A 21,968-nucleotide genomic window follows, 5' to 3' on the forward strand; every position below is an offset into this window, starting at 1 on the left:
GGCCCTCAGCTCTTGTCGCTCGCGCCGTCGGCGGGGTTGGTGGTGCCGGTCGTCGTGCCGGTGTCCAGGGATTCGGTCATGTGCCGCATCAGCAGCTCCTGCGTCGCTTCCTCACGCGTGACCTCGCCGGTGAGCCGTCCCGCCGACATGGTGTAGATGCGGTCGCACATGCCCAGCAGTTCGGGCAGTTCGGAGGAGATGAAGACGACGGCCTTGCCGTCCGCGGCGAGCTTGTCGATGACGGAGTAGATCTCGTACTTCGCGCCGACGTCGATGCCGCGCGTCGGCTCGTCGAGGATGAGCACCTCGGGCTCGGCGTGTATCCACTTGCTCAGCACGACCTTCTGCTGATTGCCGCCGCTGAGCCGCTGCACCTGCTCGTGGACCGTGGGCGCCTTGATGTTCATCGACTTGCGGAAGCGCTCGGCGACCCGCCGCTCCTCGTGCTCGTCGACGACGCCGCGCCGGGCGAGACCGCCGAGGGAGGCGAGGGAGATGTTCCGGTTGATGTCGTCGATGAGGTTGAGCCCGTAGGTCTTGCGGTCCTCGGTGACATATGCGATGCCGTGCGAGATCGCCTCCGGCACGGTACGGACGGAGACTTCACGCCCCGACACGGACACGGTGCCGCTCTCGTAGACACCGTAGGAACGCCCGAAGACGTTCATCGCCAGCTCGGTGCGCCCCGCGCCCATCAGCCCGGCGATGCCCAGGATCTCCCCGCGCCGCACCTCCAGCGAGACGTCGTCGACGACCTTGCGCTGATGGTCGATGGGATGGCGTACGGTCCAGCCGGACACCGCCATGGCGACCCGGCCCGCGTCCTCCCCCTCGTACGGGGTGCGCGGCGGGAAGCGCTGGTCAAGGTCGCGGCCCACCATCCCGCGGATGATGCGGTCCTCGGATATCTCCGGCTCGTCGTCCGGGTGTTCGCGCACCGTGAGCGTCTCGATCGTGCGGCCGTCGCGCAGGATCGTCACGGAGTCCGCGATGTGGCGGATCTCGTTCAGCTTGTGCGAGATGACGATGCAGGCGATGCCCTGGCCGCGCAGCTCCCGTATCAGCTCCAGCAGCTTGCGGCTGTCTTCGTCGTTGAGCGCGGCGGTCGGCTCGTCGAGGATCAGCAGCCGCACCTCCTTGGACAGCGCCTTCGCGATCTCCACCAGCTGCTGCTTGCCGACACCGATGTCGGCGATGCGCGTCTGCGGCTTGTCCGGCAGACCGACCCGCTTCAGCAGCGCGTCGGCACGCCGCAGGGTCTCTCCCCAGCTGATGACGCCGCGGGTGGCGTGCTCGTTGCCGAGGAAGATGTTCTCGGCGAGGGAGAGAAAGGGCACCAGGGCGAGTTCCTGGTGGATGATGACGATGCCGCGCTGCTCGCTCGCCCGTATGTCCTTGAAGGCGCAGGGCTCGCCGTCGAAGAGGATCTCGCCGTCGTAACTCCCGTGCGGATGCACGCCGCTGAGGACCTTCACCAGCGTCGACTTGCCCGCGCCGTTCTCGCCGCAGACCGCGTGGATCTCACCGGCGCGCACCGTGAGATTGACGTCCGACAGTGCCGTGACCCCGGGGAAGGTCTTGGTGATCCCGCGCATCTCCAGCACGTTGCCGCCCGTGTCGGCCGGCGCCGACTGCTCTGCCGGGGCCGTCACTTGAGCTGTCCAGCCGTGTAGTAGCCGTCGTCGACGAGCCGCTGGGTGTTGGACTTGTCGATGCTCACCGGCTTCAGCAGATACGAGGGGACGATCTTCTTGCCGTTGTCGTATGTCTTGGTGTCGTTGACCTCGGGCTTCTTGCCGGTCAGCACGGCGTCGCCCATCTGCACCGCCTGCTTGGCGAGTTTGCGGGTGTCCTTGTAGACGGTCTGTGTCTGCTGCCCGCGGATGATCGACTTCACCGACGCCAACTCGGCGTCCTGGCCCGTCACCACGGGGAACGGCTTGTCGCCCGTGCCGTATCCGGCGCTCTTCAGGGCGGAGAGGATGCCGATGGAGATGCCGTCGTACGGGGAGAGGACGGCGTCGACGTCGTCGGAGCCGTAGTTCTTGCTCAGCAGGTCGTCCATGCGCTTCTGCGCCGTGCCGCCGTCCCAGCGCAGCGTCGTCGCCTGGTTCATCTTCGTCTGCTTGCTGCGGACGTCGAGCTGCCCCTTCTTGATGTACGGGCGGAGCACTTTCATCGCGCCGTCCCAGAAGAACTTGGTGTTGTTGTCGTCCGGCGAGCCCGCGAACAGCTCGATGTTGAACTTCTCGTCCTTCTTCTCGTCGAGCTTCAGCTTGTCGACGATGTAGCCGCCCTGGAGCTCGCCGACGCGCTCGTTGTCGAACGAGGCGTAGTAGTCGACGTTCTTGGTGCCCAGCAGAAGCCGGTCGTAGGAGATGACGGGGATGTCGGCGTCCTTGGCCCGGCGCAGCACGTCGGTGAGGGCGGAGCCGTCGATGGCGGCGACGACGAGCAGCCGGTGCCCCTTGGCGATCATGTTCTCGATCTGGGCGACCTGGTTCTCGACCTTGTCGTCGCCGAACTGGAGGTCCGCCTTGTAGCCGGCGGCCTTGAACTGCCGTGCCATGTTCTTGCCGTCGGCTATCCACCGTTCCGAGGACTTGGTCGGCATGGCCAGTCCGATGGTGCCGCCCTTGCCCTTCTCGGCCTTGTAGCGGCTGCCGCCCTTCGCCTCCTGGCCGCAGGCGGCGAGCGAGGCGGTCAGCAGCGCGGCGGCGGCGACGGCTGCCACGGGTGCGGTGCGCCGCCCTCGTCGTGAACCGGCGGTCGTACGGGTGGGGATACGGATGGGGAAACGTGCGGGGATTCCCATGTGTCAGTTCCTCTCGGGGAGGGGGAAACGCTGGAGCGTGCCGGGCAGTCGTGAGCCCGGTGGAGACATTCCGCCGTCGGCGCCGAGCCGTGCGAGCAGATCGAGCGCGAGCCTGCCCCGGCGCACCCGTTCGCGGGCGGTGTCGAGGGTCAGGTCGCGCAGGTGAGCGCCGTACGGGTAGATGCCGGGGGCCTTGCTGAGCCCGAACTTGAGGTAGATCGGGGCGCCTCGCCTGATCAGTTCGGCGGCCTCGTACATCCGTACATAGCCGCCGAGGTCGTCGGGCGCCTCCAGATAGAAGTCCATCGGGGCGGCGCTGACGCGGCGTATCTCGGTGATCTGGGCGAGCGTCAGATCGGACGGGATGTTGAGCGAGTCGGCGCCCAGACGCTCGTGCACGCCGTACGCCGCCGGGTTGACCGGGCCGATGAGCGCGGAGACCTTCAGCGTGGTGTCCGCGGGCAGTTCACCGCTCGCGCGCAGCCGGTGCAGAGTCCACAGCACGCCCTCGTCGGCCACCAGCAGGCAGCGCACGCCCAGTTCGGCCGCGCGCAGCGCGTCCTCGACGCAGCCGGCGACCGCGTCGTGGCCGCGTGCGCGCAGACCCCCGCCGCCGGAGGCCGTACGGGTGGAGGCGCCGGTGTCCCACGTGCCTCGCGGGCCGGTGAACAGGCACAGCTCCACGTCGTGCCGGTCGCACTCGCCGGCCATCTCCGTGATCTGCGCGTCGGTCAGCATCCATACGCCGCTGCCCTGACTGACGCGGTGCACGGGCACTTCGAGGGAGGCCGCCTCCTTCAGCACGGTGGCGACCGCCTCGGGCCCCTCACAGGAGGGGACTTCGGTGCGCCAGGTGCCGCCGTCGGGAAAGGTGTGCGGTGAGGCGTCGGCCGGATCGGGGGCCGGGGCGCCCATGCCGAGGGACGCCAGAGCCTCGGCGCCGGGCAGTCGGTACGGTCCGCTGGGCGGGTCGGTGGATCGGATGCGCACGGTGCTCCTGATCGGTAGGGGCGGGAGGCGGGAAGGCCGTGGACGGGGCAGGGGCCGGGGGCTCGGGAACCGGAGGGCTCAAGAGCCGCAGGTTCCAGGGGACTTCGGCGTTCGAGCGCCGGAGGCACGGAGACACCGGTGGTTCACGGACCCTCCGGCACTCGGCGGCTCGGCGGCTCACGGACTCGGAGATCGGGGACTCACGGACTCAACGACGGCCTCAGCAGCACCTTTCCGACGGACGGATCGCCGCTGCCGACGAGAGCGACGGCCTCGCCGAAGCCTTCAAGCGGCAGCTCGTGGGTGATCAGCGGCGCGGGGTCGAGCAGTCCCGCACCGAAGGCCCGTACGGCGTACGACCAGGCCGCGGGCGGCGCCCCGAAGACCGAGCGGACCGTCAGCTGGCTCACCGACAGGTGCACGGGGTCGATGCCCTGCGCGCCCGCCTCGAACATCCCGGTGAGCACGACCCGGCCGCCGCGCCTCGCCAGCATGCACGCGTCGTGCGCTGTGCCCGGCGCCCCCGCGGTCTCCAGCACCAGGTCGTAGCCGCCTGCGCCGTCCCGGCCGCCCGAGCTGTCTGCGGCCTCGGGAGTACGGGCGTGCGTCGCGCCCATCGCCGTGGCCTGCTCCGCGCGCTGCGCCCGTGGATCGACGGCCAGCAGCTCCGCCGGAGAGTGCGCGGCGAGCAGCTGCACCGCGAGCATCCCCAGCGTCCCCGCCCCGAGCACGGCGACCCGCTCGCCCGCGCGGGGTCCGGCCGCGAGCACCGCCGCCGCCACGACCGCCGCGGGTTCCAGCAGCGCGGCGGCCCGCAAGTCGGCGCCGTCGGGGAGGAGATGCAGCAGCTGCGCGGGCAGTACGAGCCAGTCGGCGAAGGCGCCGGGCCGCGTGAAGCCCGTTTCGTCGTAGCCGCCGGTGCACAGGCTCGTCTCGCCCTCCCGGCAGCGGTCGCACCTCAGACAGGCACGGAACCCCTCGGCCACGGTGAGGCGTCCGAGCAGTCCGGGGTCGGCGCCCTCGCCCACGGCGTCGACGGTGCCCGCCCACTCGTGGCCCGGCGTCACCGGGTAACTGACGTAACCGGGGGCACGGGTGCCGTCGTAGACCTCACGGTCGCTGGCGCAGACACCGGCCGCGTGCACGGCGACCCGTACCTCGCCGCGGCCCGGCTGCGGCTGCGGCCCGGTGACCAGCCGGTGCTCGCCGGGCCTTTCGACCACGACGGAACGGGCGGACCCGGCCGACGGCACGGACCGCGCGGACCGTACGGGCTGCCCCTGCTCCTGCTCCCGCTCCTGCTCTTGCTGTCCGGGCTGCCGGGGCTGTGCGGGCCGGGCCGCCGCCGGGCCGCCCGCTCCGTCCGTCATGACGGCTCACCCCGACCGCCCGCCTGCCCGGCGGCTCGCCCGGCCCCCGGGTCGCGCTTCTCCCAGCCCTCGGCCCACAGATCGAACCGGGCCTGCTGCTGCGGGAGTTCGGCCGCCGCGTCGGTGTCCAGCTCCACGCCCAGACCGGGCGCGTCCGGCAGCTCGAAGCAACCGTCGACGACCTGCGGCGCCCCCCTCACGACCTTCTTGATCTCCGCGTCCGCGAAGTCGTTGAAGTGCTCCAGAATCTTGAAGTTCGGCGTGCAGCCCGCGAGTTGGAGCGAGGCCGAGGTCAGTACGGGCCCGCCCACGTTGTGCGGCGCGACCAGCGTGTAGTGCGTCTCCGCCGTGGCGGCCAGCTTGCGCGTCTCCAGGATGCCGCCGATGTGACCGACGTCGGGCTGGATGATGTCGGCGGACTGCGACTCGAAGATCTCCCTGAACTCGATGCGGTCGTGGATGCGTTCACCCGTCGCCACCGGCAGCTCGACCTTCCCCGCGACCTTCGCGAGCGCCTTGAGGTTCTCCGGCGGCACGGGCTCCTCCAGCCACGCCGGGGAGTACGGCGCCATCTCCCGGGCCAGCCGCACCGCTGTCGACGGACTGAACCGGCCGTGCATCTCCAGCATCAGCTCCGCGTCCGGCCCGATCGCGTCCCGTACGGCCTCGATGAGCGACACGGCGTACCGGGTGGCATCGTTGTCAAGCTCCAGGCGGCCGTTCCCGAACGGGTCGATCTTCAGGGCCCGGTAGCCGCTCGCGACCACCGCCTTCGCCGCGCTGTGGTACGCCTCCGGGGTGCGTTCCGTGGTGTACCAGCCGTTCGCGTACGCCTTGACCCGGTCGGTCACCTTCCCGCCCAGCAGCTGCCACACCGGTACGCCCAGCGCCTTGCCCTTGATGTCCCAACAGGCCGTCTCGACGCAGGCGATGCCGGACATCACGATCTCCCCGGCCCGCCCGAAGTCCCCGTACTTCATGCGCCGTACCAGGTCCTCGACCGCGAACGGGTCGGAGCCCGCGATGTGATTGGCCTCCGCCTCTCGCAGATATCCGAGCAGGGCGTCGGTGTGCCCGAGCATCCGCGTCTCGCCGACCCCGGTGAGGCCCTCGTCGGTGTGGACCTGAACGAATGTGAGATTGCGCCAGGGTGTGCCGACGACATGGGTAGTGATTCCGGTGATGCGCACGCCAAGGGCCCTTCACAAAGTTCGCTGTTCGAGATTTCGACGCATGTTCGAAATGCTGACGCGAAATGTATTGATGCCCCGCGAGCGGAGTCAATGGGTGGTGCCCGGCTTCTTCGTCCCGTACGTCCGCTCCCGTACCACCGGCTCGGCGCGCCCGCCGACGCATGCCCGAGCGGCGTCTACCCGGGACGCTTCCAGTACCGCGCCGTGATCCCGCGGTAGGCGAGCTCGGCCAGCTTCCGCTGTCCCGTCCTGCTCGGGTGGAACCAGTCCCAGCGGCTCAGTTCGGTCTTCGTGAAGCGGTAGCGGAAGACCGCGCCCCCGTCGTAGCGGCACCGCAGGTACCTCCCGCACTCCTCCTCCAGCGCCGAGTTGTACGCCAGCACGCGCTCATGGACCTGCTGCCGCCGCTCCCGGTCCGCGGGCGCGTCCGACTGCGGATCGCGCAGCATCGACTGGCAGATCCCCAGCCCCCAGACCCGCTTCGCCCACTTCTCGTTCCGGCCCTGGGCCCACAGCCGCTTGAGGTTGGGCACGCTCGCGACGTACACCTGCGTCTTGGGCCGCGCCTCATGCAGGGTGCGCAGCGCCGTGCGGAAGCCGGCGCGGAAGTCCGCCACCGACGTCATCTGCCCGGCGGTGGGCCGGCACGCGTCGTTCGCCCCCGCCAGCACGGTCACCAACTCGGGCCGCTTTCGCGCCGCGCGCTCCATCTGCCGGGGCAGGTCGGCCATCACGGATCCGCTGACGGCGAAGTTCCAGCTGTGCCGCGACGGGTGGTCGTCGACGAGCCGCTCGGCGATGCTCCGTACGGCCGAGTCCGTGCCGGTGACCCAGGAGACCCGTGCACAGTCCGCGAGCAGTGAACAGGCGTCGAAGCCCTGGGTGATGGAGTCGCCCACGGCCGCGACGGAGGCGGGACGCCGGTCCCAGGGAGGCGGCGGGGGAGAGGAGGGGCGCGAGGCGTCGGGCGGGCGCTCCCCGGTCATGCCCCCGCTTCCGAAGCCGAGCGCGGCGGCCAGAGCGAGTCCGCCGATGAGCAGAAGTGTCGCCACCGTGACCGCAACGGCCCGTCCACGACGCCTTATCCGGCCGCCGGTGCCCAGGCCTCCGGTCACGGGCCCGTGTCTCTGCGGCATCTGCCCCTCGTTCCCCGCTGTCGGTGCGACGGTATGTCACCGGCGGTCCGCCGGTGCGCGATAGCTTGGCCCCGTGCTCTCCTGCGAGTTTCGCATCGTGCCGAAGGGCAGGAAGCGTGTTCGGCGACAGCAAAATATTACACCGCGTCACCTCATGTCCCTTTCGGGGAGAATTGGCGCCAATGGTGTTTACTATTCGTAACCTCGGCGCTGATGAAGAAGTGACCGGTGGTGCAGGAAGTCAGGCGCTGACCCGGCGCGTGACCGGCAGGTAGTCGAGGCAGTCCGGCGGGACGCCCTCGAACCGCACTGGAGGTCCCGGTGACGACACGTGGAGTTCTGTACGTGCACTCCGCGCCCCGCGCGCTGTGCCCGCACGTCGAATGGGCAGTGGCAGGTGTCCTCGGCGCCCGCGTCAATCTCGACTGGATCAGACAGCCGGCCTCCCCGGGCACCTGGCGTGCGGAGTTCTCCTGGCAGGGCGACCCCGGGACCGCCTCCAAGCTCGCGTCCGCGCTGCGCGGCTGGCACCTGCTGCGCTTCGAGGTCACCGCCGAGCCCTGCTCCGCCGCCGAGGGCGAGCGCTACAGCTCGACGCCCGAGCTGGGGATCTTCCACGCCGTGACCGGGATGCACGGGGACATCCTCATCCCCGAGGACCGGCTGCGGGCCGCGGTCGGCCGCGCCTCGCGCGGCGAGAGCGAACTCGAGGCGGAGATCCAGAAGTTGCTCGGCAAGCCGTGGGACGACGAGCTGGAACCTTTCCGCTACGCGGGCGAGGGAGCCCCCGTGCGATGGCTCCACCAGGTCGTCTGAAGCTCCTCGACAGGCACCACTCCGGCCGCCTCACCGCCGCTCCTTCTGCCCCGCCCTCCGCGGGCCGCCACCGGCCGAGTCCCGTAGCCTGCCCCCATGTCTGAGCCGACTTCCGTGGCTGTCCTCGGCACCGGGATCATGGGTGCCCCGATGGCCCGCAACCTGTGCAGTGCCGGACTCGACGTGCGCGTGTGGAACCGCACCAGAGCCAAGGCGGAGCCCCTGGCAGAGGCCGGGGCCCGCGTCGCCGGCAGCCCGGGCGAGGCGGTGGAGGGCGCGGACGTCGTGCTGACGATGCTGCACGACGGGCCCGCGACGGCCGAGACCGTACGTGCCGCCGCACCCGGTCTGCGCTCCGGCGCGGTCTGGCTCCAGTGCACGACCGCGGGTCTCGAAGGGCTGGCGCAGCTCGCACCTCTCGCCCGCGAGCTGGGGCTCACCTTCGTCGACGCCCCCGTCCTGGGCACGCGGGCGCCCGCGGAGGCCGGGCAGCTGCTCGTACTGGCGGCGGGCCCCGAGCATGCGCGGGCGGAGGCCGCGCCCGTGCTGGAGGCCATCGGCTCCCGTACGGTCTGGGCCGGCGAGGAGCCGGGCGCGGCGACCCGGCTCAAACTGGTCTGCAACTCCTGGGTCCTGGCCGTCACCCACGGCACGGCGGAGGCGATGGCCCTCGCCGACGGACTGGGCGTCGACCCCCAGGACTTCCTCGACGCCGTCGAGGGCGGCAGCCTCGACATGGGCTATCTGCGGATCAAGGCCGGTGCGATCAGGTCCCGGGACTTCACCCCGAGCTTCGCCGTCGGCACCGCGGAGAAGGACGCACGGCTCATCATCGCCGCCGGCGAGGAGGCAGGCGTCCGCATGGACGTGGCGGCGGCGGGGGCAGAGCGCTTCCGGCGTGCCGCCGAACTGGGCCACGCGGACGAGGACATGGCGGCCTCGTACTACGCGAGCTTCCCCGAGAGCGGGGGCCCGGCGGGCTCCTGACCGCTCGGCGGACGTCGGTGGACGCACGCGAGACCTGACGCGGGAACGCGAGGAGGGGCAGCTCACGGGGAGCTGCCCCTCATGCGTGCGAGGCCGGACGGTACGGCTGCGTCAGACCGTACGGAAGGCCAGCACCACGTTGTGACCGCCGAAGCCGAAGGAGTTGTTCAGCGCGGCGATCGTGCCCTCGGGCAGCTCACGCGCCTCGCCTCCGACGATGTCGGCATCCGCCTCCGGGTCGAGGTTCTTCAGGTTGATCGTCGGCGGTGCCGTGCGGTGGTGCAGCGCGAGGATCGACGCGACGGTCTCGATGCCGCCCGCGCCGCCCAGCAGATGGCCCGTCATCGACTTCGTGGCGGAGATCGCCATGTGGTCGGTGTCGTCGCCGAACACCTTGCGCAGCGCCTTGAGTTCAGCGATGTCGCCGAGCGGCGTCGACGTGGCGTGCGCGTTGATGTGCATGACCTCGGCGGGCTTGAGGCCGGTCTGCGCGACGAGGTTCTCCAGCGCGAGCGCGATGCCGTTGCCGCTGGGCTCGGGCTGGGTGATGTGGTGGCTGTCGGCGGAGATGCCCTGGCCGACGGCCTCCGCGTAGACGCGCGCGCCGCGCTTCTTCGCGTGCTCCGCCGACTCCAGCACGATGACGCCCGCGCCCTCGCCCATGACGAAGCCGTTGCGGTCGCTGTCGTACGGACGTGACGCGCCCTCAGGGTCGTCGTTGTCCTTCGACATCGCCATCATGTTGCCGAAGGCGGCGATGGGGAGGGGGTGTATGGCCGCCTCCGTGCCGCCGGCGACCACGACGTCCGCACGGCCGGTACGGATCATCTCCACCGCGTAGCCGATCGCCTCCGAACCGGAGGCGCAGGCGCTGACCGGCGTGTGCACACCGGCCCGCGCGTTGACCTCCAGGCCGACGTTCGCGCTGGGGCTGTTCGGCATCAGCATCGGCACCGTGTGCGGCGAGACGCGGCGTGCGCCCTTCTCCCGCAGGATGTCGTACTGCCCGAGCAGCGTGGTGACGCCGCCGATGCCGGAGGCGACGACCGCGCCGAGCCGATCCGGCGAGACGCTGGCGTCCTCACCGGCCTTGGCCGTGAAGCCCGCGTCCGCCCACGCCTCGCGGGTCGCGATCAGCGCGAACTGCGCCGAGCGGTCCAGCTTGCGCGCCTGCGGACGCGGAATGATCTCGGTGGGCTCCACCGCGATCTCGGCGGCGATGCGGACCGGCAGCTCTGCGGCCCAGTCGTGGCTGAGGAGGGCGACGCCGGAACGTCCGGCGACCAGACCCTCCCAGGTCGATGCGCTGTCGCCACCCAGCGGTGTGGTTGCGCCGATACCGGTGACGACCACGGAGTGTTGGGTCGTACTCACTGGATTCATGTCTCCACTGGTAGGGGGTGAGCCGTGCGGACCACCTCGCGCTTCCCCCGGTACGGGTCCCGGGGGAGCGGCGGATGGCGACAGACGCGTCGGCGCCGTCTCAGCTCTGGTGCTTGATGATGTACTCGGTCGCGTCGCCCACGGTCTTGAGGTCCTTCACGTCGTCGTCCGGGATCTTGACGCCGAAGCGCTCCTCGGCGGCGACGACCACCTCGACCATGGACAGCGAGTCGACGTCCAGGTCGTCGGTGAAGGACTTCTCCTGCTGGACGTCCTCGGTGGGAATCCCGGCGATCTCGTTCACGATCTCTGCGAGACCGGCGACGATCTCTTCCTGCGTGGCGGCCATCTCGGCGCTCCTTCGGTCTTCGTTCTGCTGCTGCGTATTTGCGAGTTGACTCTTACGAGGTCGCCACACGTTGCCGTACGACGCTGTACGGACTGTGTGGATCTTGACTAGGGGAGGGTAACTACCGTTGCCGCGTAGACGAGGCCCGCCCCGAAGCCGATGACGAGCGCGGTGTCACCGCTCTTCGCCCGTCCGGTCGCCAGCAGCCGCTCCATCGCGAGCGGGATGGAGGCGGCCGAGGTGTTGCCGGTGGTCTCCACGTCGCGGGCGACCGTGACGTGCTCCGGCAGTTTGAGGGTCTTCACCATCGAGTCGATGATCCGCATGTTGGCCTGGTGCGGGATGAAGACGTCCAGTTCCTCCGGGGTGATCCCGGCGGCGTCGAGGGCCTGCTGGGCCACCTTCGCCATCTCGTAGACGGCCCAGCGGAAGACCGCCTGGCCCTCCTGGCGGATCGCGGGGAACTTCTCCACGCCGCCCTCGCGGTAGGCGTCCCAGGGGACGGTCTGGCTGATGACGTCCGACTTGTCGCCCTCCGAGCCCCAGATGCTCGGGCCGATGCCGGGCTCCTCGGAGGGGCCGACGATGACGGCGCCGGCGCCGTCCCCGAAGAGGAACGCAGTGGAGCGGTCGGTGAGGTCGGTCAGGTCCGAGAGCCGCTCGGCGCCGACGACGAGCACGTACTCGGCGCTGCCCTCGGCGATCATGCCCTTGGCGAGCGTGAGGCCGTAACCGAAGCCCGCGCAGCCGGCGTTGATGTCGAACGCGGCGGCCTTGCCCGCGCCCATGCGGTCGGCGATCTCGGTGGCGATCGACGGCGTCTGCTTGAAGTGCGAGACCGTCGAGATGATCACGGCGCCCACCTGCTGCGGCGAGATGCCCGCGTCCGCGACGGCCTTGCCCGCCGCCTCCAGGGTCATCTCGGCGACCGTCTCGTCCGGGCCGGCCCAGTGGCGCGTCGCGATGCCCGAGCGGGAGCGGATCCACTCGTCCGAGGAGTCGATGTGCTTGAGGATCTCCTCGTTCGGCACGACCCGGATCGGGCGGTAGCCGCCCACGCCCAGGATGCGCGAGTACGGGGAACCCTTGGCGGGCTTGATCTTCGCGGTCATGCTCTCGAGCTCCTCTTGAGGCTCAGGCGGTCTGCGTGTGCTCGGCGATCAGCTCGCGCGCCGCGTCGAGATCGTCAGGGGTTTTCAGTGCCAGGGTGCGCACGCCGGGAAGGCCGCGCTTGGCCAGCCCGGTGAGGGTGCCGCCCGGGCAGACCTCGATGAGCGCCGTGACGCCCATCTTCTGGAACGTCTCGCTGCACAGGTCCCAGCGCACGGACGCCGAGATCTGGTCGACCAGCCGCCGCACGACCTGCTTGCCCTCGTCGACGGCGGCACCGTCCAGGTTGGACACGTAGGGCAGCACCGGGTCGTCGACCGTGACGCCCTCGACGGCGGCGGCGAGGACGTCGACTGCCGGGGCCATGTGGTGGGTGTGGAAGGCGCCCGCGACCTTCAGCGGGATGACGCGCGTCTTCTCCGGCTTGTCCTCGGAGAGCGTCGTGAGCTGCTCGGCCGTGCCCGCGGCGACGATCTGGCCGCCGCCGTTGACGTTGGCCGCCGCGAGGCCCAGCTTCTCCAAGTGGGCGACGACGGCCTCGGGTTCGCCGCCGACGACCGCGGACATCCCGGTGTCGGTGACGGCCGCGGCCTCGGCCATGGCGCGGCCGCGTGCCCGTACGAGCGTCATCGCGTCGGTCTCGGAGAGCACGCCCGCCGTGGCGGCGGCGGCCAGTTCGCCCACGCTGTGTCCGGCGACGGCGCCGGCCACCTCGGTCACGGACCGGCCGTCCAGCAGGGCGCCGGTCGAGACGAGGCTCGCGGCGACCAGCAGCGGCTGTGCCACGGCGGTGTCGCGGATCTCGTCCGCGTCGGCCTCGGTGCCGTAGCGCACGAGGTCCAGGCCGGTGGCGGCCGACCACTCCGCGAGCCTGTCGGCGACGCCGGGGAGTTCGAGCCAGGGGGTCAATAGGCCAGGCTTCTGCGCGCCTTGGCCGGGAGCTACGAGTACGAGCACTCTTTCACTCTCTCTTGTGGGAGGCCTTTCGCGCCGGTACGGAGCGGTACGAAGAACCGGAGGGCAAATTGTCGAGCCCCGACAAAGAGGCCCGATCCCGGCTAGGCCCCGTTCCCGAAGTCGCTGAGACGCCCCAGAATCAGCGCGATACGCAGTGTGAAGGCCGAGCGGACATCGGAGGGCGACCATCCGGTGACGTCTGTCACACGTCGCAGCCGGTAGCGCACGGTGTTGGGGTGTACGAACAACATCCGCGCCGCACCTTCGAGGCTGCTCGCCTGTTCCAGATAGACGCTCAGAGTCTCCAGCAGCGCGGAGCCCGCTTCCTCCAGCGGTCTGTAGATCTCCTCCACCAACAGCTCGCGCGCGGTGGGGTCGCCGGCCATCGCGCGCTCCGGCAGGAGATCGTCGGCGAGCACCGGACGGGGCGCGTCCTGCCAGGCCGCGCAGGCCCGCAGCCCGGCGGCGGCGGCCTGTGCCGAGCGGGTCGCCGAGAGGAGGTCGCCGACGATCGGTCCGGCGACGACCGGGCCGGGCGCGAAGGGCCCGATCAGGGACTTGGCGGCGCGCAGCGGATCGTCGCTGCCGCCGGCGACGACGACGAGACGGGCTCCCAACACGCCCGTGAGGACCTGGAGTTTGGCGTGCCGGGCGGCCCGCCGTATCGCCTCGACGGTCAGCTCGCTGTCGCCGTCCGGCGCGGTCCCGAGGACGACGCACACGTGCTCCGGCGAGTTCCAGCCGAGGGCGGCGGCGCGGGACACGGCGCCCTCGTCGGCCTCGCCCGACAGGACGGCGTTGACCACGAGCGACTCCAGCCGTGCGTCCCAGGCGCCGCGGGCCTCCGCGGCCTGTGCGTAGACCTGGGCGGTGGCGAAGGCGATCTCGCGGGCGTAGACGAGCAGCGCCTCACGCAGCACCGACTCGTCGCCCGGCGCCGCGACCTCGTCGATCGCCGCCTCGACGACCTCGATGGTGGTGCGCACCAGCTCGACGGTCTGGCGGAGCGTGATGGCGCGGGTCAGTTCGCGCGGTGCGGTGCCGAACACGTCCGTGCTGATGGCCTGCGGAGTCTCCGGGTGCCGGAACCACTCCGTGAACGCCGCGATCCCCGCCTGGGCGACGAGCCCGATCCAGGAGCGGTTCTCCGGCGGCATCGCCCTGTACCACGGCAGCTGCTCGTCCATGCGCGTGATCGCCGCCTGGGCGAGCTTGCCGGAGGACTGCTCCAGGCGCCGAAGGGTCGCTCCGTGCGGGTGCTCGGCGTGCTCCGGGCGCTCGTCGGGTGGTGGGTTCGCGGAAGGATCTGTGGATTCGGGCACGTGCCAAGCCTGCCTCATCGGACCGTACGCAGGGGGCCGGGGGGCGCTGCCGTAGGAGCCGGGGGGCGCTGCCGTACGGTCGCGCGGCGGATTACCGTGGCCCCATGCTTCAGGTTTGGCGGGGGACCGACCGGTACCGGGGCGGTGACGAGGCGGCGGGGATCGACACCCGGCACGCCTTCTCCTTCTCGGGCTTCTACGACCCGGACAACGTCGGCTTCGGGCAGCTCGTGGCCTGCAACGAGGAGCGGCTCGCACCCGGTGCGGGCTTCCCCGAACACCCGCACAGGGACGTCGAGATCGTGACCTGGGTGGTAGAGGGCGAGCTGGAGCACATCGACTCGACGGGCGGCAGCTCGCGCGTGCGTGCGGGCGATGTGCAGCGGATGGGCGCGGGACGAGGCGTGCGCCACATCGAACGCAACGGGGGCTCCGGGCCGCTGTGCTTCGTGCAGATGTGGCTGGTGCCCGGGGTCCGCGGCAGCGGCGCGGGCGACGGATACGAGCCCGAGTACGAGGTGGTGCACGGCATCGCCGACGGCACTCCCTTCGCGGTGCCGCGCACGGAGGCGGTGATGCATGTGCGGCGGCTAGGGGAGGGCGAGCGTACGGCGGTGCCCGATGCGGCGTGGGTGTACGTGCACGTCGTGCGGGGCGCCGCGGAGATCGGTTCGGGCGAAGGGGAGGCCGGCGGCGGTCCCGGTGGAGGCCCCGGTGGCGGGCCGGGTTCGGGCGAGCGGCTGGCCGCGGGCGACGCGGCCCGCATCACCGACGCCCGTGACCTGGAGGCGCGGGGCGCCGGGGGTCCGGTGGAGCTGCTGATGTGGGAGATGCACGCGGAGCCGGGTTACGGCTGACGGCAGTTGACGGCGGAAGGCGGCTGACGGCGGACGGTACCGGGGCGCGGTGCTGTGCCGCGGTGCCGGGATCCTCGGCGGGGCCCCTCGGCGGGGCCGGGCCGGGTCCGGGCCGTCAGCCGCGCAGTTCGGCGAGCACCGCGTCCGTGAACGGCGGCCAGGCGTCGATCGCCCACTGCCCGAAGTCGCGGTCGGTGAGGGCGACGCAGGCCGCCCCGGCGTCCGGGTCGACCCAGAGGAAGGTGCCCGACTGCCCGAAGTGGCCGTACGTACGCGGCGAGGACGAACTGCCCGTCCAGTGCGGGGACTTGCCGTCCCTGATCTCGAAGCCGAGCCCCCAGTCGTTGGGCGACTGGTTCCCGTAGCCCGGCAGTACGCCCTTGAGCCCGGGGAAGGCCACCGAGGTCGCCTCGTCCAGGGTCGCCGGGCTCAGCAGCCGCGGCGCGAGAAGTTCGGCGGCGAACGCGGCGAGGTCGTCCGCGGTGGAGACGCCGTCCTTGGCGGGCGAGCCGGGCAGCTCCGTCGAGTCCATGCCGAGCGGCTGGAGCACCGCCTCGTGCAGATACTGCGGGAACGGGATCTCGGTGACCTTGGCGATGTGGTCGCCGAGCGCCTCGAAGCCGGCGTTGGAGTACAGGCGGCGGGTGCCCGGCTCGGCCGTCGGCCGGTCCTCGTCGAAGGCCAGCCCGGAGGTGTGCGCGAGCAGGTGGCGGACGGTCGAACCCCGGGGCCCGGCGGGCTCGTCCAGCTCCACCGCGCCCTCCTCGACGGCGATGAGCGCCGCGTACGCCGTGAGCGGCTTGGTCACGGACGCGAGGGCGAAGCGTTCTCCGGTGCTGCCGTGAGCGGCGGAGAGCGCCGCTGTGCCGTCGTTACGCGAGACGACGGCGGCGGCAGCGGTCGGGACGGGCCAATCGTCGATCATCCGCAGGCTGTTCATGCCGCCGAGGGTAACGCGACCGCCAACCGGCCAGGATTTTGCGCTTGCTTGGAGTGCACTTCAAGTCCGTAGCGTTCACTTATGACCGTGACGGAGACGGAGACAGCGGACGAGGCAGTCGGACCAGTGGGAGCGGACGCGCCCCGGGCGTGCACTCCGCGCCTTCCGCATCCCAGGCCCGAGGGCCGGGACGACTACACCATCAGCGAGGTCGCCGCGATCTGCGGGCTGAGCGCGCACACCCTGCGCTGGTACGAGCGGATCGGGCTGATGCCGCACGTGGACCGGTCGCACACCGGGCAGCGGCGCTTCACCAACCGGGACCTGGACTGGCTGGATCTGGTGGCCAAGCTGCGGCTGACCGGCATGCCCGTGGCGGACATGGTGCGCTACGCCGAACTCGTACGCGCCGGTGAGCACACGTGCCCCGAGCGGCACGAACTGCTGGTGGCGACGCGCGAGGAAGTGCTGCGCCGCGTCGCCGAACTCCAGGAGACCCTCGCGGTGCTCGACTACAAGATCGGCATCTACGCGGCGTACCGGACGGAGGACAGGTCCGCGGCGGGCTGACGTCCGGAGCGGAGGGCCCGAGGGCGCAGCGGAGGGCCGGCGGGCGGAGCGGCGTGCGCGTCCTCGCGTCCTCGCGTCCTCGCGTCCGAACACGAACACCCCTGAGAAATACCGATGTCCGGAAGGAAGCAATGAGCTCCGAACAGCAGAACGCCGGGAAGATCGCCACAGCACGGCTCGGCGGCGCGAACGGCCCGGAAGTCGGTGTGCAGGGCCTGGGCTGCATGGGCATGAGCTTCGCCTACGGCCCGACCGACGCCGACGAGGCACGGGCGACCCTGGAGCGCGCCCTGGAGCTGGGAGTCACGCTCTACGACACGGCGGACGTCTACGGGGCGGGCGAGAACGAGAAGTTCATCGCGCCGTTCGTCGCCGCACACCGCGACGAGATCACCCTCGCCACGAAGTTCTCGCTGAGCCTCGACAGCTCGGACCCGGCCAAGCGCAGCATTCGCAACGACCGCCCCTACGTACGGCAGTGCGTCGAGGACAGTCTGCGCAGGCTCGGAGTCGACGAGATCGACCTCTACTACATGCACCGCCGGGATGTGAGCGTCCCCATCGAGGAGACCGCCGCCTCCATGGCCGAGCTGGTGCAGGAGGGCAAGGTCAGGCAACTCGGGCTGAGCGAGGTGACGGCACAGGAGCTGCGTGCCGCGCACGCGGTGCATCCGATCGCGGCGCTCCAGTCGGAGTGGTCGCTCTTCAGCCGCGACATCGAGAACAACGTGGTGGGCGCCGCTCGCGAACTGGGCGTGACCGTCGTCCCGTACTCGCCGCTGGGGCGCGGGTTCCTCACGGGCTCCTTCACCGACGCCGAGAAGGAGCTGACCGCCGACGACTTCCGCCGTCACCAGCCCCGCTACCACGGGGCGAACGCCGCCGCCAACGCCGCGCTGCTGGAGCCGGTCCGCCGGATCGCGGACGCGCACGGCGCGACGCCAGGGCAGATCGCGCTGGCGTGGGTGCAGCAGCGGTCGCGGGTGTGGGACGGGCTGACCGTCGTGCCCATCCCCGGCACCCGCAAGCGCTCCAGGGTGGAGGAGAACACCGCGGCGACGCGCATCGAACTCTCCGCGGACGAACTGGAGTTGCTGGAGCCCGTCGCGGGCCGGGTGACGGGGGACCGCTACGCCGACATGTCGTTCTCGTCCGCCGGACGGGAGTGACGGCGGGGCTGCGGCCGTAGGGCGGTACGTACGGGGCCGGGCGCGGTGGGGGTCGCGCCCGGCCCCGCGTGCGGGGGAGGGGTGGAGCGGGGGCGTGCGGGGCGTACGAGGTGTACGGGAGTGCTGCGCGGGGCGCACCGGGCGTGCGGGGTGTGCGGGGCGTACGAGGGAGACCGTCAGGCCGTCAGGTCGTGGCCCGTGTGCACGGATCGTCCGGCGACGGCGATGCGCACACCACCTCTCCGTACGAACCGAGCGTGATGGCCGCGAAGTTGGCGAGCGAAGCCGTTCCGGGGGCGAGATAGCCGGTGTGGCCGTCGGCGCGGGCCGAGGAGACGACGCGGGCGCCGAAGCCGCGGGAGACGGGGTCGGTGCCGTGCCCCAGCCCGGCGAACTCCACGTTCGGCACCCCGCCGATCCAGTCGCCGGAGTCGCGGGCGGCCCAGATCCTCACCGGCGTGCGCAGTTCGCGTACCGACTCCGCGTGCATGCCGGGAGAGCCGAAGACGATCAGGCCGGAGGCGTCGCGGCTCGTCAGCCGGGCCGCCGCCCTGCCGCAGACGACGGAGCCGTAGCTGTGGCACAGGACGGTGGGTGCGGGTGCTCCGGTGCGGGCGAGTCCGTGCAGGAAGCGTTGCAGCCGCGGTGCTCCGGCGGCGGCGAGACGGCTGGTGGCGGCGTCGGGGCCCAGCCCGACGGGTGTCGTATAGCCGCTCCAGGCGATGACGGCGGTACGCGTGCCCGGTGAGTCGGCCGCCATACGGGAGCGCAGCGACGCGGCCATGCCCGCCGGAGTCCCGTATTTCCCGGGGCCCTTGCGGTCGAAGGTGGCCAGATCGATGTCGGAGCCGGGCACGATCACGGCGGTGCGCTCGGCGTGGGCCAGGTCGCCGTACACCTCCGCGATCTGGCCGCGTCCTCGCGGGTCGAAGGCGAGGATCCGGCGCCCGTGTGCGAGGAGTCCGGCGCAGCGTGCCGCCCTGTCCCGTGCCAGCCGGCGGTCCTGCGGCGTACCGGACGGATCGGCGGCGCGTGCCCGCTGCCGCCGCTTCTCGGCGTGCAGGGCACGGCGGTTGGCGGCGTAGCGCAGTTCGGTCGGTGCGCCGTCGAGGTTGCCGACCACGAGCGGATGCCGCCGCGCGAGGAGCTGCTGCCGACCGTGGTCGAGGTCCGCGAAGAACGAGGCGATCCGGTCCGGTCCCGCCGCCGGGTCGGGGAGCGGGCGGCCGAGGGTGTCGTCGTCGGCGAGCCAGGAGGCCGTTCCCGGGGGCGGGCCGGTCACGGCCGTCTGCTTGGCGCCGGCTGCCCAGCCCGCGGTGCCCGCGACGACGACGGCCGCGAGTGCGGTGGCGGTGATTGCACGCGTCAGCCGGCGCTGGATTCCGGTCCGGTGCCGGATTCCGTTTCCGTGCCGGGTTCCGGTCCGGTGCTGTGCCGCGGTCCGGCGCCGGATCCCGTCCCCGTGCTGTGTTGCGGTCGCTCCGGTCCCGTGCTGTGTCCCGAGCCCGGTCGCGGCCCTCTGCTGTGTTCGGCGCCTCATCGCCGTACCCCCTCCGGCGGCTGCCGGAGGATCCGGCTCTCTGCCTGCCGGAAGGAGAGTGGGGCTGCGGTCGCCGCCGCCGCGTCACACCCCGGAGCCAACTCCCCTTTGATACCGGCGTATCGGCGCCTCCTACGGGGGGAGGAGAGGGGCGGCGGGGCATCCGCCGGAGGTCCTGCCGGTCACCTCGCCGGGCCCGGTCACCCTCCGCCGGGTCCGGTCACTCCGTGGGCCCGATCACCCCTCGCCGGGTGAGACCAGGCCCGACTCGTAGGCGAAGATCACCGCCTGGGCGCGGTCGCGCAGCCCGAGCTTGGTGAAGATGCGGCTCACATGGGTCTTGACGGTCTGTTCCGCGAGCACGAGCACTTCGGCGATCTCGGTGTTGGAACGGCCGCGTGCGATCAGCTCCAGCACCTCGGTCTCCCGTTCCGTCAGGCCGTTCAGCCGCAGGCCGTGCGTGGCGGAGGGCGCGCGGCGCTGCCTGGCGAAGTCGGCGATGAGGCGCCTGGTCACCGAGGGGGCGAGCAGCGCCTCGCCCTCCGCCACGATCCGTACGGCGGCGATGAGATCGGCGGGCGGCGCGTCCTTCAGCAGGAAGCCGCTGGCTCCGGCGCGCAGCGCCTCGTACACGTAGTCGTCGACGTCGAAGGTGGTCAGCATCAGCACCTTGGGGCGGTGCGCGCCGCCGTCCTCGGCACCCGGATCACCGCCGGGGCAGCGGCCGTTGCCGCCGGCGTCGCCCGTCCCGGTCCCGATTCCCGTCCCCGTCCCCGTCCCGGAGGCGGACCCGGACCCGGAGTCGGCGCCCGCACCCGAGCCCGCACCCGCACCCGAACCAGCACCCGGCCCTGGACCGAGCAGCCTCCTCGCGGCCTCCAGCCCGTCCATCTGCGGCATGCGTACGTCCATGAGCACCACGTCGGGGTGCGTGCGCCCGCACAGTTCGACGCCCTCCGCCCCGTCCGCCGCCTCGCCCACCACGTCGATGTCGGACTGGGCGGCGAGCAGCGCGGCGAAGCCCGCGCGCACCATGGCCTGGTCGTCGACGATGTTCACGCGGATCGTCATGAGGGCGCGGGGTCCTTCCCGGTCGGTGGCGCGGACAGCAGCGGTATGCGGGCGGCCACGCGGAAGCCTCCGTCGGGCAGGGGCCCGGTGTCGAGGGTGCCGCCGACGAGCCGGACCCGTTCGCGCATGCCCACGAGCCCGTGTCCGGTGCCGGCGGTCTCCAAGGGCGCGCTCGCGGGGCCCAGGGAGGGGCCGTTGACGACGAGGACGGTGATCGCGGTGAGGGGGCGCAGCGACGCCGGGGTCAGCGCGGAAGCGGCGGCGGGCGCCGGTCCGCTCACCGGCCGGTCCCGGTCCCGCCCGTCCTTCCCCGCCGCGCCCGTCACCGATACGTGTGTCACGGCGCCGGGCGCATGCCGTACGACGTTGGCGAGGGCCTCCTGGACGATCCGGTAGACGGACAGCTGCACCGCCTGCGGCAGCCCCGACAGCCCGGTCGCCACGGAGAGTTCGGTGGGCACGCCCGCCCGTACGGTCGCCTCCACCAGCTGCCCCAGCCGGTCCAGGCCGGGCTGCGGTGCCCGCTCGCCGTGCGCCTCCTCGCTGCGCAGCACACCGAGCAGCCGCCGCATCTCCGACAGCGACTCGCGCGCCGTCTCCGCGATGGATCCGAACTCCTCGCGCGCGCCCGACGGCAGCCCGTCCAGCCGGTAGGGCGCGCTGTCGGCCTGGACGGTGATCACCGACATGTGGTGAGCGACGACGTCGTGCAACTCCCTTGCGATGCGGGCGCGTTCCTCCAGCAGCGTGCGCCGGGCGCGTTCGGCCTCGCTGATCGTCTCCTGCTCGGCGAGCCGCCGCTGGGCGTCCTTCCGCTCCCGTACCGCGCCGACCAGCAGCAGCACGAGACCGCCGAGCACGGGCAGCAGCATGTTCGTCGGGTCGGTGCGGCTGTCTCCGATGACGCCGAGCACGGAGCAGACCAGAAGCGTGACCGCCCATACGGCGATGAGCGTGCTACGGCGTTCCCGTACGGCCAGCAGCAGGCACAGCACGATGTAGCCGAAGATCGCCGGGGGCGGCCAGGGCCAGATGCCCAGCCCGTCGGAGAGCGACGTGAACAGCAGCAGCAGAGCGCCGATCGTGTCCGCGACGATCACGACCCACCACGCCTGCAACGGGCGCGTCACCGCCAGCAGCAGCGGCCCGGCCTGCGCGAGCCCCAGTACGAAGGCGACCGGACCCGGAAGCCCGTACTCCTGGAGCACGGTGTCGGTGACCGGGACGAGCAGGGTGACGAGGCCGAAGACGAGCACGTAGGCCCAGCGGCGTCCGCGGCCCGTACCGCGCACGGGCGGCGGCGAACCGGCATACGCGGGCGTCGTCAGGGCCTTGCCGAACGCGCGCAGCGCACGCCGCGCGGTGAGCATGGGACCGGCCCACGGGGAGGCCG

Annotated in this window: 20 protein-coding genes; 5 read left to right on the forward strand and 15 right to left on the reverse strand. The window is 71.7% G+C overall.

What is annotated here, in order from left to right:
• Positions 1 to 5: 5 nt before the first annotated feature.
• From mmsA to HCC61_RS02900, 6 genes are all read right to left on the reverse strand, one after another.
• Entirely contained in the window at positions 6 to 1,595 is a 1,590-nt protein-coding gene (gene mmsA, locus HCC61_RS02875; RefSeq protein ID WP_169133851.1) for a multiple monosaccharide ABC transporter ATP-binding protein, read from the reverse strand.
• Positions 1,596 to 1,648: 53 nt separating this feature from the next.
• Positions 1,649 to 2,815: a multiple monosaccharide ABC transporter substrate-binding protein gene (chvE, locus tag HCC61_RS02880; RefSeq protein WP_169133587.1), complete on the reverse strand. Its 1,167-nt coding sequence runs from the start codon at positions 2,813 to 2,815 to the stop codon at positions 1,649 to 1,651.
• 3 nt (positions 2,816 to 2,818) lie between these two features.
• Entirely contained in the window at positions 2,819 to 3,730 is a 912-nt protein-coding gene (locus HCC61_RS02885) for a hypothetical protein (RefSeq protein ID WP_240968439.1), read from the reverse strand.
• Between the two features lie 275 nt (positions 3,731 to 4,005).
• A complete protein-coding gene (locus HCC61_RS02890) occupies positions 4,006 to 5,175 on the reverse strand; it encodes an alcohol dehydrogenase catalytic domain-containing protein (RefSeq protein WP_169133588.1) in 1,170 nt (389 codons plus the stop codon).
• Positions 5,172 to 6,365, reverse strand: coding sequence for a mandelate racemase/muconate lactonizing enzyme family protein (locus HCC61_RS02895; RefSeq protein ID WP_169133589.1), 1,194 nt, complete (start codon positions 6,363 to 6,365; stop codon positions 5,172 to 5,174). The genes HCC61_RS02890 and HCC61_RS02895 overlap by 4 nt, the downstream gene beginning before the upstream one ends.
• A 179-nt stretch (positions 6,366 to 6,544) precedes the next feature.
• A complete protein-coding gene (locus HCC61_RS02900; protein WP_169133590.1) occupies positions 6,545 to 7,504 on the reverse strand; it encodes an SGNH/GDSL hydrolase family protein in 960 nt (319 codons plus the stop codon).
• A gap of 321 nt (positions 7,505 to 7,825) precedes the next feature.
• Here HCC61_RS02900 and HCC61_RS02905 point away from each other — a divergent pair, with 321 nt between their 5' ends.
• Together HCC61_RS02905 and HCC61_RS02910 are read left to right on the forward strand one after the other, a co-directional pair.
• A complete protein-coding gene (locus HCC61_RS02905; RefSeq protein WP_169133591.1) occupies positions 7,826 to 8,320 on the forward strand; it encodes a DUF3145 domain-containing protein in 495 nt (164 codons plus the stop codon).
• A gap of 96 nt (positions 8,321 to 8,416) precedes the next feature.
• A complete protein-coding gene (locus HCC61_RS02910; protein WP_169133592.1) occupies positions 8,417 to 9,307 on the forward strand; it encodes an NAD(P)-dependent oxidoreductase in 891 nt (296 codons plus the stop codon).
• Between the two features lie 111 nt (positions 9,308 to 9,418).
• Here HCC61_RS02910 and fabF read toward each other — a convergent pair whose 3' ends face one another.
• From fabF to HCC61_RS02935, 5 genes are all read right to left on the reverse strand, one after another.
• Positions 9,419 to 10,681: a beta-ketoacyl-ACP synthase II gene (fabF, locus tag HCC61_RS02915; RefSeq protein ID WP_169133593.1), complete on the reverse strand. Its 1,263-nt coding sequence runs from the start codon at positions 10,679 to 10,681 to the stop codon at positions 9,419 to 9,421.
• A 109-nt stretch (positions 10,682 to 10,790) separates the two neighbouring features.
• A complete protein-coding gene (locus HCC61_RS02920) occupies positions 10,791 to 11,039 on the reverse strand; it encodes an acyl carrier protein (RefSeq protein WP_169133594.1) in 249 nt (82 codons plus the stop codon).
• 107 nt (positions 11,040 to 11,146) lie between these two features.
• Positions 11,147 to 12,151, reverse strand: a complete 1,005-nt coding sequence (locus HCC61_RS02925; protein WP_169133595.1) for a ketoacyl-ACP synthase III — start codon at positions 12,149 to 12,151, stop codon at positions 11,147 to 11,149.
• Positions 12,152 to 12,173: 22 nt separating this feature from the next.
• A complete protein-coding gene (locus HCC61_RS02930; protein ID WP_169133596.1) occupies positions 12,174 to 13,106 on the reverse strand; it encodes an ACP S-malonyltransferase in 933 nt (310 codons plus the stop codon).
• A gap of 101 nt (positions 13,107 to 13,207) precedes the next feature.
• Positions 13,208 to 14,338 (reverse strand): helix-turn-helix domain-containing protein, encoded by a 1,131-nt coding sequence (locus tag HCC61_RS02935; RefSeq protein WP_240968441.1) that lies wholly within the window; start codon positions 14,336 to 14,338, stop codon positions 13,208 to 13,210.
• 194 nt (positions 14,339 to 14,532) lie between these two features.
• Between HCC61_RS02935 and HCC61_RS02940 the strand changes: the two genes are divergently transcribed.
• Positions 14,533 to 15,285, forward strand: coding sequence for a pirin family protein (locus HCC61_RS02940; RefSeq protein WP_169133598.1), 753 nt, complete (start codon positions 14,533 to 14,535; stop codon positions 15,283 to 15,285).
• Between the two features lie 115 nt (positions 15,286 to 15,400).
• Here the strand turns inward: HCC61_RS02940 and HCC61_RS02945 are convergent, their stop codons facing one another.
• Positions 15,401 to 16,225, reverse strand: coding sequence for a serine hydrolase domain-containing protein (locus tag HCC61_RS02945; RefSeq protein WP_169133599.1), 825 nt, complete (start codon positions 16,223 to 16,225; stop codon positions 15,401 to 15,403).
• A gap of 81 nt (positions 16,226 to 16,306) precedes the next feature.
• On the opposite strand from HCC61_RS02945, the gene HCC61_RS02950 reads away from it, so the two are divergent.
• Both HCC61_RS02950 and HCC61_RS02955 read left to right on the forward strand, forming a co-directional pair.
• Positions 16,307 to 16,795, forward strand: a complete 489-nt coding sequence (locus tag HCC61_RS02950; protein WP_169133600.1) for a MerR family transcriptional regulator — start codon at positions 16,307 to 16,309, stop codon at positions 16,793 to 16,795.
• Positions 16,796 to 16,926: 131 nt separating this feature from the next.
• Positions 16,927 to 17,964: an aldo/keto reductase gene (locus HCC61_RS02955; RefSeq protein ID WP_169133601.1), complete on the forward strand. Its 1,038-nt coding sequence runs from the start codon at positions 16,927 to 16,929 to the stop codon at positions 17,962 to 17,964.
• 184 nt (positions 17,965 to 18,148) lie between these two features.
• Here the strand turns inward: HCC61_RS02955 and HCC61_RS02960 are convergent, their stop codons facing one another.
• The 3 genes from HCC61_RS02960 to HCC61_RS02970 form a co-directional block, all read right to left on the reverse strand.
• Positions 18,149 to 19,504 (reverse strand): alpha/beta hydrolase, encoded by a 1,356-nt coding sequence (locus HCC61_RS02960; RefSeq protein WP_169133602.1) that lies wholly within the window; start codon positions 19,502 to 19,504, stop codon positions 18,149 to 18,151.
• A gap of 237 nt (positions 19,505 to 19,741) precedes the next feature.
• Positions 19,742 to 20,575: a response regulator transcription factor gene (locus tag HCC61_RS30450; RefSeq protein WP_169133603.1), complete on the reverse strand. Its 834-nt coding sequence runs from the start codon at positions 20,573 to 20,575 to the stop codon at positions 19,742 to 19,744.
• On the reverse strand, positions 20,572 to 21,945 hold the full coding sequence (locus tag HCC61_RS02970; protein WP_169133604.1) for a sensor histidine kinase: 1,374 nt from the start codon (positions 21,943 to 21,945) through the stop codon (positions 20,572 to 20,574). The genes HCC61_RS30450 and HCC61_RS02970 overlap by 4 nt, the downstream gene beginning before the upstream one ends.
• Between the last annotated feature and the right edge of the window lie 23 nt (positions 21,946 to 21,968).

It is taken from the genome of Streptomyces sp. HNM0575 (assembly GCF_012726265.1).
Taxonomy (GTDB): domain Bacteria; phylum Actinomycetota; class Actinomycetes; order Streptomycetales; family Streptomycetaceae; genus Streptomyces.